This is a genomic window from Rhodonellum sp., assembly GCF_030656585.1.
In the GTDB taxonomy this organism is placed as follows: domain Bacteria; phylum Bacteroidota; class Bacteroidia; order Cytophagales; family Cyclobacteriaceae; genus Rhodonellum; species Rhodonellum psychrophilum.
The window spans coordinates 52,356-64,414 of sequence record NZ_JAUSPP010000007.1; the positions used below are offsets into that span (position 1 = coordinate 52,356).

At 39.2% G+C, this 12,059-nt stretch carries 9 protein-coding genes; 5 read left to right on the forward strand and 4 right to left on the reverse strand.

What is annotated here, in order from left to right; translation table 11 throughout:
- Positions 1–2: 2 nt before the first annotated feature.
- From Q7J63_RS01155 to Q7J63_RS01175, 5 genes are all read left to right on the forward strand, one after another.
- Positions 3–1,325 (forward strand): alginate export family protein, encoded by a 1,323-nt coding sequence (locus tag Q7J63_RS01155; protein WP_304883623.1) that lies wholly within the window; start codon positions 3–5, stop codon positions 1,323–1,325.
- 4 nt (positions 1,326–1,329) lie between these two features.
- Positions 1,330–4,458: a cytochrome c biogenesis protein gene (ccsA, locus tag Q7J63_RS01160; RefSeq protein ID WP_304883624.1), complete on the forward strand. Its 3,129-nt coding sequence runs from the start codon at positions 1,330–1,332 to the stop codon at positions 4,456–4,458.
- A 656-nt stretch (positions 4,459–5,114) separates the two neighbouring features.
- Positions 5,115–6,026 carry a metallophosphoesterase gene (locus Q7J63_RS01165; RefSeq protein WP_304883625.1) on the forward strand — a complete coding sequence of 304 codons (912 nt, stop codon included), beginning with the start codon at positions 5,115–5,117 and terminating at the stop codon, positions 6,024–6,026.
- Between the two features lie 368 nt (positions 6,027–6,394).
- Complete coding sequence (locus tag Q7J63_RS01170) at positions 6,395–7,480, forward strand: type I restriction endonuclease (RefSeq protein ID WP_304883626.1); 1,086 nt, start codon at positions 6,395–6,397, stop codon at positions 7,478–7,480.
- A 3-nt stretch (positions 7,481–7,483) separates the two neighbouring features.
- Positions 7,484–8,251, forward strand: coding sequence for an ion transporter (locus Q7J63_RS01175; RefSeq protein ID WP_304883627.1), 768 nt, complete (start codon positions 7,484–7,486; stop codon positions 8,249–8,251).
- Between the two features lie 532 nt (positions 8,252–8,783).
- On the opposite strand, the gene Q7J63_RS01180 is transcribed toward Q7J63_RS01175, so the two are convergent.
- The 4 genes from Q7J63_RS01180 to Q7J63_RS01195 all read right to left on the reverse strand — a co-directional run bounded on the left by Q7J63_RS01180 (position 8,784) and on the right by Q7J63_RS01195 (position 11,958).
- A complete protein-coding gene (locus tag Q7J63_RS01180) occupies positions 8,784–9,524 on the reverse strand; it encodes a hypothetical protein (protein ID WP_304883628.1) in 741 nt (246 codons plus the stop codon).
- 107 nt (positions 9,525–9,631) lie between these two features.
- On the reverse strand, positions 9,632–10,174 hold the full coding sequence (locus Q7J63_RS01185; RefSeq protein ID WP_304883629.1) for a hypothetical protein: 543 nt from the start codon (positions 10,172–10,174) through the stop codon (positions 9,632–9,634).
- Between the two features lie 361 nt (positions 10,175–10,535).
- Positions 10,536–11,087: a hypothetical protein gene (locus Q7J63_RS01190; RefSeq protein WP_022582384.1), complete on the reverse strand. Its 552-nt coding sequence runs from the start codon at positions 11,085–11,087 to the stop codon at positions 10,536–10,538.
- 175 nt (positions 11,088–11,262) lie between these two features.
- Complete coding sequence (locus Q7J63_RS01195; protein WP_304883630.1) at positions 11,263–11,958, reverse strand: hypothetical protein; 696 nt, start codon at positions 11,956–11,958, stop codon at positions 11,263–11,265.
- Positions 11,959–12,059 lie beyond the last annotated feature (101 nt).

Here is a 12,059-nt window from a genome sequence, read left to right on the forward strand (position 1 = left end):
AGATGTATAAGAAAATTTTATTTGGATGGGGCCTATTGATGGTCCTTTCCTCTACGATTTCCCATGCCCAGTTCAATCTTGACGGACAGCTTATCCAGAGAGCCGAATACAGACATGGATTTAACAGACTCTTCCCTGAAGGTGATAAACCTGCAGGATTTATAGCCCATCGTGCCCGATTACAGGCAAGCTATAAAATGGAAAGCTTTGATTTTTACATGAGCATCCAAGACATCAGGACCTGGGGAAACACGCCACAGGTAAAAGCCACGGATAATTTTCTGTCGGTGCACGAAGCTTGGGTGGAAGCAAAACTGTCCCAAAACTGGAAGGTAAAACTGGGCCGTCAGGAACTGAACTATGACAATGCCCGCTTTCTTGGAAATCTGGATTGGGCACTTCAGGGTAGAGCCCATGATTTTGCCTTGGTAAAATATGAAAAGGAAAACCTGAAGTTTCATTTCGGCGGTGGATTTAACCAAGATGCCCAAATGCTGACCGGAAACATCTTCACCGTTCCCAACCAATACAAAGCAGCCCAGATGGCAAGGGTTGAAAATAAATGGGGGGATTTTCATTTTTCAACCCTGATCTGGAATGATGGAAGACAATATGTTACAACCAATGCTGCAGGAGAAATTTTAGACGAGGGAATCCGTTACCAACAAACCATTGGGCTTCCTACCTTAAGGTATCCGATAGGCAATACCACACTTTCCGCCTTTTATTATCACCAATTGGGTACAGACGTTGCCGGCAGGAATGTCAACGGGTTTGACTTGAGCGCCCAGGTGACGCACCAGATAACTGGCGCAGCACAAACAGACAAAAGATTACGCCTCACCGCTGGATTCGAAATTCTGAGCGGCACATCCAACAATGATCTCTCAAAAAACCGGTCCTTCTCCCCTCTTTACGGCACCAACCATCTCTTCAATGGCTACATGGATCTGTTTTATGTAGGAGGTACCCATGAAACCAATGTGGGATTGCAGGATTACTTCTTACGCAGCAGATATGACTTTGGCCCCAGATTTTTCTTGCAGACCGATGGACATTTGTTCTATTCCCAAGCAGACGTGTATCGCGCCAATGGGGCCGGCGAAAAAATGGACAAGTTTTTTGGAACAGAACTCGACCTGTCACTTGGCTTTATTTTAAATGATGCCATTTCCATTCAGGGAGGGTATAGCCAGTTCTTCCATACAGATACTTTTGAAATGATCCAGAAAAGAGGGGCCTTAAGTGACAATCAAAATTGGGCTTATTTGATGCTGATTTTCAGGCCTACGATGAAAAATAAATTTATAGGTATATTACTATAGTACCATGAAATATTTGAGTTATTTGATTTCGACCAAGATGACATTGGTATTGTTGATCGCCTTTGCTGGCGCTATGGGGGCAGCCACCTTCATGGAAAATGATCACGGTACTGCAGTGGCAAGGGGATTGGTGTATGATGCCTGGTGGTTTGAGATTATCATGGTTTGGCTGGCAGTCAATTTTCTCTGCCACATAGGGCAGTACAAAATGTTTCATAAAAACAGATGGCCGGTAGGCTTATTTCACCTGTCTTTTGTAATCATTATTTTGGGAGCAGGGATCACCAGGTATTTTAGCAAGGAAGGTATCATCCATATCCGTGAAGGCAATGCTGAGCAAACCTTTTATTCGACTGGACATTTTCTTCAGATCAAACAGCTCACAGAAGGCAAAGAAGTCAGCTTTGAAAAACCCTATTCCCTGATCAGCCATAATTTTAAGCCCCAATCGATCAAGGCAGGTTTCAGCAAACCTGAATTTAAGGTGGTATTTGAAGATTATATTTTAGGGGCAAAAGAGAATTTTGCAGACGGAGCGCATACCTACATAGATGTAGCTGTAGCGATGGGAGAAGGCAGGGAAGATTTCCTTCTTACAGAAGGCAATGCCATACCACTTGGCGTCATTTCTCTGGGCACCGTTAAAGATGCACAAAACCCTGTTCGGATTTTCAAGTCTGACAGTATTTGGATGATCCATACTGAGGTCCACCTTCAGGTAATGGAAATGGCTACCCAAAACATCGGGGTCATCCATGCAGGAGAAACCCTTCCGCTGAGACTTCGCTCCCTTTATCAGTGGGATGGCGGCGCATTCCTGATCAAATCCATCTTTGAAGATGCACAACTTGAATACGAAGCCGAGAGAGATGAAATGTTGGCCAAAAACCTGCCCAATGTAGTCAAAATAAAGGTTTTGGATCAAAATGATCAAACAGTGACCGAAAGCTTTGTGAAACTGGTAAGCTTCAATCCCGCTTGGCATCCTTTTACCCATGAAGGCACGGATTACACCCTCACTTATGGACCAAGGACTGAAACCTTACCCTTCAAACTCTATCTCAATGCCTTTGAACTGGAAAGATATCCTGGCAGCAAGAGTCCTGCAAGTTATGCCAGTGAGGTGATGGTGATGGACGGAGAAAATGAGTTTCCCTACAGGGTTTTCATGAACAATGTTTTGGATCACAGGGGATACAGATTTTACCAATCTTCCTTTGACACAGATGAAAAAGGAACGATACTTTCCGTTAGCCAAGACAGGCCAGGCACTTATATCACCTATTTGGGCTATATATTATTGACCATAGGGATGATCTTCACGCTTTTTGCCAAAGGAAGCCGATTCAGTTTGCTGAACAAAAAACTGGGCACCATCCGGAAAAGGGCTGGCACTGCGATGCTGATCGCTTTCATGGTTTTCAGCAATATGGCTGTCCAAGCGCAGGAACCGGAAATACTCCCAGTAGTACCCGCTGATATGGCGACTGCGTATGGAAAACTTATCGTTCAGGATTTGGACGGACGGATGAAGCCATTGAATACCCTTGCCAATGAAATTTTGCGCAAGCTAAATGGAAAAACCTCTATCGAAATCCCTACGGCATCCGGCATTGTCAATATGAATGCCGAACAGTTTCTTTTGGCTGTCCAATTGGACCCCGTGGCCTATAGCCAATTGCCCATCATAAAAATCGACAAGAAAAAATCCCTGTTTGCCTTTGCGGCATTGGAAATGGAACCCCAGGACAAAATCAGCTTCAAGGATTTTTTGAGCGATGAAGGTGATTATTTACTGCACGACCTCGTAGAAGCTGCCAATCTGCTGAAACCTTCCGAAAGAAATGAAGGCCACAATGAACTGTTGAAGACGGATGAACGCTTCAACATCTACTATGCCCTGCTGACAGGAGATTTTCTCCGGATTTTCCCCAACAAATTGGACCATAACAACACCTGGTTTACCAGCCAACAATCCAATAAAGGATTTGAGGAAGAGGATGCTGTTTTTGTCAAGAACATCACTTCCCTTTTTCTTTCGGGACTGAACAAAGGCATCTCAGAAGGAGATTGGGCAGAAGCCAACGAGGTGCTTGACTATATCCATTTATTTCAGCAGCAGGCAGGAAAAGAAGTGTATCCAAGCTCAAATATGATCGTGGCCGAGTTGCTTTACAACAGAATGAATTTGGGAAACAAGCTTTTTGGTCCTTTCTGGGTGTTGGGAATCTTCATGTTGATCATGGGGATCACCATGCTTTTTCAAGAACCCAAGCCTATCCGGATCGCATGGAATATCGGTAAGGTGCTCAGCTGGTTGGGACTGGTCATTTTCACCATTCATCTGGGCATCAGGTGGTATATTGCCCAACACCCACCTTGGAGTGATGGCTTTGAAATGCTGGTCTTTGTGGCTTGGGGTGTATTGTTCTTTGGCCTGCTCTTTTCCAACAAATCCAAGTTTACGGTTCCGCTGAGTTTGCTGTTTTCAGGCACCTTGCTTTTTGTGAGTTTCTTGGATTGGCTCAATCCCGAAATCACCAACCTGATGCCGGTACTCCACTCCTATTGGTTAAAAATTCACGTCGCCATCATCGTCAGTGGCTATGCGCCTTTGGCTTTGGCAGCAATCCTTGCGCTGCTGAGTCTGCTGCTGATGATCTTCAAACCGACCCATCCCACTGCCAATTGGTGGCTGAGCATGAAAGAGCTGAATATCGTGAACGAACTCTCCATCACCATAGGTCTATTCCTGCTGACCGTCGGCACTTTCTTAGGAGGTGTCTGGGCCAATGAAAGTTGGGGCCGATACTGGGCATGGGATCCAAAAGAAACCTGGGCCTTGATTTCGGTCATTGTGTATGCCTTTGTGATTCACCTGAGATTAATCCCAGCCATAAAAAGTTCTCTGCTCTTCAACCTTGCGAGCCTTTGGGCATTTTCCTCCATTGTGATGACCTCCTTTGGGGTGAATTATTACCTCTCAGGACTCCATTCCTACGCAGCAGGCGATCCTGTTCCCATTCCAGGCTGGGTGTATTGGATAGTTGGTGTTTTGCTGGCCATCTCCATCGCTGCCATCGTCAAAAACCGTGGCCTTAGCGACAAGGAAAAGAAGGATTTGGTGGTTTAATCCGTCTTATGCATTGCTGGTTCTATTTTGAGTCTGGAAAGACTAAATAATCAGCCATGCGATTTCTGGGATTGATTTCACCATATTGGTATGCTACGGTATTTCCCAAAAAATTCGATTTCTGTTAGTTATAACAACCATTGGTAAACCCAATGGTTGTTTTGGGTTAAATCCTTCTCATTAGGACGATCGGTTATGCATTGCAGGAACTAAACAACAATGGCCTTGGGCTAAAAAAACAGGAGAAGGAGGCAATGGAATAATTCCATCCCTACATTACTCAAAATTTTGTAACCCTACTAATATTATATGTTTTACTCTTAGCCAATTGGTTTTACCTTCCATAGGAATTGCAAATACCTATGGAAAGAAACCATTTTTACGCTAATCCCTACCATAAATTTAACAAAATAGTCAAATTAGCATTATTAAAAGAAAATATTAATTTATAAAGTGGTAAATATACCCTGTTAAGGGTATTTTTTCATTGAGGGGAATTGTGTAGGTTTGATAATGATGTAATCACCTATCATCTAAAAGCTATTTTTATTAAGCATTTTCCAAACAACTCAAATTACCCTATTATTTAAATCCTATTGCTAAATAATGGCTTTTCTAAAAAATGCTCCAAGAAAAATTCAAACCACGAAAAATATATGGTAGATCTTATTGGAGACATTCACGGACACGCCGACAAACTTGTGGCATTGCTGTTGAAGCTTGGCTACACCCAAAACGGAGGCTCGTACTCTCATCCCAGTAGAAAAATTTTGTTTGTCGGTGACTACATTGACCGGGGTCCGAAAATAAGAGAAACACTTCAAATCGTAAAAGCAATGGTGGATAGCGACAACGCAATTGCTTTGATGGGAAATCATGAATACAATGCCCTTTGTTTTCATTTCCAGGAAACCGAAGGCGGACATCTACGAAAACATCTGATCAAAAATATCATTCAACACTACGAAACCCTAAATCAATTTCAAAACAGGCAAAAAGAATATGAGGAATATTTGGACTGGTTTAAAACATTACCGCTTTTTTATGAAACCGGAAACTTCAGAGCCGTCCACGCCTGCTGGGACAAGGACAACATCCAATATTTAAGACAGGTATTGGTCAATGATAGACTGAATGACGAACTTATTCATCAATCAGTAATAGAAGGGACAAGATTGAATGGAGCCATTGAGGAAACGCTTAAGGGCAAAGAAATCAAAATGCCTGAAGGATTGTCTTTTGTAGACAAGGACGGAACAATAAGGACAGAAATAAGAATCAAATGGTGGGAGGACCCCGCCAGAATGACTTACAAATCAATAAGTGTTGAGCCTATTGAAGTCTTACCCGAGCTAGCTGTGGAAGTGTCGGAATTAAAGTCAATCGACTTTTACCATAACATGGACAAAAAAGTATTCTTCGGACATTATTGGCTGAAAGGAAAACCCTTGGTCTACAGGAAAAATATTTGCTGCTTGGATTACAGTGTAGCAAAAGGCGGGAAACTTGTTGCTTACCGACTTGAAGAAGAAAACAATTTGGACAGCAGTAACCTGACCTATGTTTGAGATAGGGATTGAAGATTCAATTTATATGGGTACGGGATAGGAAATCCGGAATAGGTGGTGAAAGCTAGAGGTATTGAATTGAATTAATCCTAAAATAGTAAAACTTATTCAGAAACTAATTTAAACGTTCAATACAAAACAAGAAAAATATAATAACTTAAAAACCAAAGATTCATAGTAACAACCTCATAAAAAAACCAGCAATAATTCCGGATATTATTAAAATTTTTACTACTTATTAAAAAAATATTATTAATGTTATAAAAAAAGATATCGATTTTAATTTCACTAGTTATAATACTATAAAAAATGAGATCGGAAATAATTTTTATTTAAATTTTAAAAATTAACATAAACAACAAAAACCTATGGATTTTAAAGATCAAATCAAACAACTTGGTGAAAGAGTTAACAACCTAAAAGGACAAATTCAGACGGAAGAAGCCACAAAAAACGCTTTTATCATGCCTTTTTTACAGGTAATAGGTTATGACGTTTTTAATCCGATTGAAGTAGTTCCAGAATACATTACTGATATCGGAACTAAAAAAGGAGAAAAAATTGATTATGCAATTTTCAAAGATGGACATCCAACTATTTTAATAGAGTGCAAACATTGGGCGCAAAATTTAAATATTCATGACGGACAACTTTTGAGATATTTTCATGTTTCAAAAGCAAAGTTTTCTCTTTTAACAAATGGAATTACTTACCGCTTCTATTCAGATTTAGTTGAAGCAAATAAAATGGATGAAAAACCATTTTTGGAATTTAACATCAATGAAATTAAGGATAATCAAATTGAAGAATTAAAGAAATTTCATAAAACTATTTTTGATGCTGAAAGCATTTCCAACACGGCAAGTGAATTAAAATTTACAAATGAACTAAAATTTTTACTTCAACAGGAACTTGCAAATCCAAGCCCTGATTTTGTAAAACACTTTGCAAGACAGGTTTACCCAAGTGTTGTTACTGCAAAGGTTTTGTTGCAATTCACAAATTTGACAAAGAAATCTATACAACAACACATAAGTGATTTAATTACAGAACGATTGAAAACCGCATTGACTAAAGAAGACGAAAAAACAAAAGAACAGGAAGCCATCCAAGTAGAACAATCAAAAGTTGACGAAATCAAAATTGTAACAACAGAAGAAGAGTTAGAGGGTTTTATGATTGTGAAAACCATACTACGTCAAAAATTTGGAGTTGAGAGAGTAACATACCGTGACGCACAGTCATATTTTGCAATTCTCCTTGATGGCAACAATCGAAAAACAATTTGCCGACTTTACTTGAATGGAAACAAAAAATATTTTGTCACACTTAATGAACTTAAAAAAGAAATTAAAAATGAGATAAATTCAATAGATGATATTTTTAATTATTCGGAAAAATTGATTCAAATTGTAGATAATTATTGTAAAATATTAGAATCAAATCAACCATAAATAATGTTGAAAAAACTATTTTTGAATGATATTTTTATTTTGTATTTAATTATTTTAAATGCAATAATAATATTTATTAGCGGGTTTGATTTTGGGGAGAAAAACAACTTTACACTATCATTAATTGACAACGGAATTACAATACTTTTTATAACTGAATTGATATTTAAATTAATTCAATTTGGCAAAGGCTATTTTAAATCTAATTGGAATAAGTTTGATTTTGTTTTGATTGTTTTATCCATTCCTGCATTTGTTGCATTTATTTTAAATGCAAACGTTCACGATTTTAGTTTTTTCCTTGTATTCAGAGTGATGAGAGTTTTCAAATCTTTTCGATTTTTAAAATTCGTCCCGGGTATTGATCATTTAATCAGAGGTATCCAACGAGCATTAAAAGCATCTATCATAATTATGCTTGGTTTTATTGTTTATATTTTTATTGTTGGTTTATTTTCTTTCTATTTATTTAAAGAAAATTCCCCTGAATATTTTGGGAATCCCTTGATATCACTTTATTCAACTTTTAAAATATTTACAGTTGAAGGATGGTTTGAAATTCCAGAACAAGTCAACAATAGTTTTTCTTCAACAAGATCATTCTTTACATACATCTACTTTATTTTTGTTGTTCTAAGCGGTGGTATTTTAGGACTATCACTTGTTAACTCAATTTTTGTCGATGCAATGGTTAGCGACAACAATGATGAACTTGAAAAGAAAATTGATAATTTGGAGCTGAAAATTGACAAACTTCTAAACCAACAATAAGAGGGCAACAAAACTAATTATCAATCTAATAAAGACAATTATTATGACACAAAAATTCAAATCGTATAGATTTTCGTAAGCCATTCAACCTATCATGCCAAATCTGATATTCTTATCTCATACTACTGCCAATAAATCTATATGGGCATTCCGATAGAAATATTATGTGCGGTTCAATAGATTATAAAATTCCTTTTGAGGAAAGAATAAAGAATCTAATCCTATATTCTTATGGCACAATAAAACCCATAGTAGTTTAAAAACGTCAAAAATAGATGTACGATCCAGGAAGAGATTTTTGAAGACAGATTAAAAATCAACCAAAACGGGAAAAAACTCTCTTAAATTGTGAGGAGACAACTCTACTCAAATGAAGAGGAATCCGCTCGGGAGGATTCTCCATGAGGCATGTTTCATTGTTGGGGGGTATTGGTTTTCCCGCGCTCAAAAAAATCCACTCCTACCCAACAGGCCAAAAAACTACATGGAACAGGGGTCAAAAATCAGAAGGGGAGAGAAATCCATAAAAAATTCAGGATCCCCCTACCCTTTTCCAAGACAAGTCTTCCGGTAATTTTTCAATTTTGCTCACTTGGGTGACTTTTGGAAAAATACGGCCACTCTTGGACGCGAATACCTCTTCGATTTCATACCGTATGATATTCCAACCTTCTTCGAGATCAAGGTCAAACAGGGTAAACGCATCAAAATTTTCGTCCCCAAGGCCAGTGTAGGTGTTGACCATGCAGGTCCCCTTTGCCGCTCCTTTTTCCTCCGCAAAGCAAAACCTCAGGTAATATCCCAGCGCAATATCCCCTTGTTGATGATTGTGCAGCCAATTGGCAATGGTTGGATGGTTGACGGGGTAAATATTCCCGTTTTCAGCTTTCTTCTTTTTGTCTGTCAGGATCAGATCCGGTAAGCCAGAAAGCATCCCGTCCGGATTTTCAAATTTGATGTCCGGAAACCTGCAGGTAAATTCATCTGCAACAGTCGGGAATTTCAGGGTGAAACCTTTGGGTGCTTTTTTCTGGGCTTTGACAGCCATTTTCTTGACCCGATCCAGATGGTTACTTTGCAAAGGAATCTCAATGTTTCCCGATTTGTCGATAAATCCCCAGCTGATTTTATCGCCGGTGACGATATCATAGGAGATGATCAGTCCATCTCCCTCGGCATAATCAGAGAGCACACCTTGTAAAACACGCTGGGCGATTGCCTCCAGTTGGCCGATAGAGATGAACACAAGAATAAATAGAAGTCGAGTTTTCATAAGCTATTATTTCTGTATCGATATGTCCTGCTGCTATATGCTGATAATATTGCCTTGGAATCTTTCAGGGTTCACTGCGCCAACTGGAGGTTTTCTACCCTCTGCGGCTATTTCACCTCGAATGAAAATCTTGCTGGGGCAAGCGTACCAAAATCACTCCCCGGCTTCCCTATCATTTGTAAAGTCACCTCATATTTACCTTTGGGAAGGGGTAAATCTGTTTCTCTTGCATATTGCTTTGAGTCAGGCTTCTTTATCTCCCTTACATTGGCTGAAGGCACATCAAAAGTAAATTTCTGCAAAGCGGAAATCAGGTCAAAGGATTCTATTGGAACAAACATATCACCAGGCAACCATGGCCAGTTGCTTCGTGTCGTCTCAGATATGAGCTTCCCATTGTACCTTACCGATGTTTTCATGTCAAAAACCACCAATCCCCTTTTGCCTACGTTATCGGCTTTGTAACTAAAGTTGATTTTATAAGTTCCATCCCTGAAACTTTTGAAAAGGTCAACAGCTGTTGCTTCCTTTAAAGTCTGACCGTTTTGAAATCCGCTGATCGAAATACGTCCGTCAACTTTTTGGGCTAAAATATCACTTAAAGAAAATGACATTAGGATAGCGAGTAGAATGCTGATTTTTTTCATCATTAATTTTTTAAATGGTTTATGATATTTTTGAAATGTAAACCTAAAAAACACATGCTCGGAAGCATATCAGTCTTGTATCAAAGCGTATCACAGATGTAACATCCTCAAAAAAATAGGCCCCAAAAGTTCTTTGAGGCCATTTGATTCTAATTATTTTAGTCCTATTCGGCATGTCCATTTGCTTTCCTATTGGAGGTTGAAACTGCAGGGAATTCAGCGCATTTGGAAAACCAGGAGCAAGACCGGTATGACGAAGTCAAAAAAACAGACAAGCCACTGAATGTTAATCCATTTCAGCCTGGCATAGAATTGTACAAGCAGAACACGGGTTTAGATTCCAATAAAATAATTGCCAAAAAAATCAATTGCCCCTTTTGACAAAAAACTCTCCTTCAGTGATGGTTTTGGTCTCTCCGCTCAGGAAATCCCTGACTACACCATTGAACCTCCCTTTGACAAAGGCTGGTTTGATTTCGGTGATTTCAAGGGTCACATTCGGTTCTGTGACGTCTGTGGTATAGACTTTATCCTCCACTTCTAAGCTATAAGCTAGAATAACCCCTTTAAAGCCATAATCAAATGGGACAAGCCCTACATAGCTTTTTTCGGTGATGGGCGAAGTTTCCCGTAAAATTATTGAAATGGATTCTGCCAATGCCGATTGGCCTGTCACCTGCCTTGCCCCTGAAGCCGAAAAATCATAGACACCTTGAATTGATGACGAAAGATCGGCCCCCAAGAGTGTTGTTGTTTTAAATTCCACAAGTGTACCGTTCACTTTTGCCTTCAAAAAATATCCGGAGGAATTTTTATCAGGATTCAAATCCTGTTCATCCTTACTTCCACAGCCAAAAGCCATGACGGAAACCAACAGCGCAAGGAGTATTTGATTGATATTCATTGACTTTTTCATATTGATTTGATTTTATCCCGTGATCTGCATTTACCTTTTTGATCCAGCCCAACATTGTTTGACAATCCATCAATGCTTCACCCTATCGGAAATACTAATTATTCGCCAATTGTCTGATTTTCTTGCAGTATCAACACCTACTGAAAAACGGAATGCCTATTTCGGGTTGAAAGAATCAATAATAAACACCTATCCATTGCATTTTTGAGGGGTCTTTTAAATTACTTATGGTGACTTTGGATGGAAAGGAGGCCCTGATATCGGGATCCGTTTCATATACTTCTTCAATGGTATATTCCACCCAATTGAAGCCCTTTTTCAATTGAATGTCAAAATTGTATTCGGTTTCAGCCTCTTCGTTTTCGGACACATAGACACTGCTGCTGCAAGTCATATTTACCTCCATATCCTCCTCTACATACATGACCTCATAAAAAGACCCATTTATGGCATTGTTATATCCGGAGTCCTCCAGCCATGGGATGAGTTTTTGATCGGAAACCAAAAAAACAGTCCCTTTCCATTCTCCCTTGTTGGTCAACCTGACATAATCCTGCCTTGCAGCCGGTTTTTCGGCATTGTCCCCAAAAGCATCGCTGTCGTTACATTTGAAATAAAAATTGAAATAAAGTTCACCCATGGACATGGACTTGTTTTCTTCAGGTATATTCTCAGTGTTGAGATGGGTGAGATTGGCGATAAACTGACCCTTCTTATCAACCGTACCGATAGAAATGGTGTTGTCCATCCCAAATAGCATCAGGACCATCTCCATTTCGGTTTTCCCGTGATTTTTGATATTTCCTGTAATTTCCTGCGCGCTTGTCCACAAGTAGCAGAACATAAAGAATAAGGTTAAAGTCGATTTCATTTTGATTGAAAATTTATGGTTTGGTAAAAATGTTTGACGCACACAAATATATTTTCATTGTGACGGTTTGGATGAAAGGCATGTACCAAAGCATAATACTC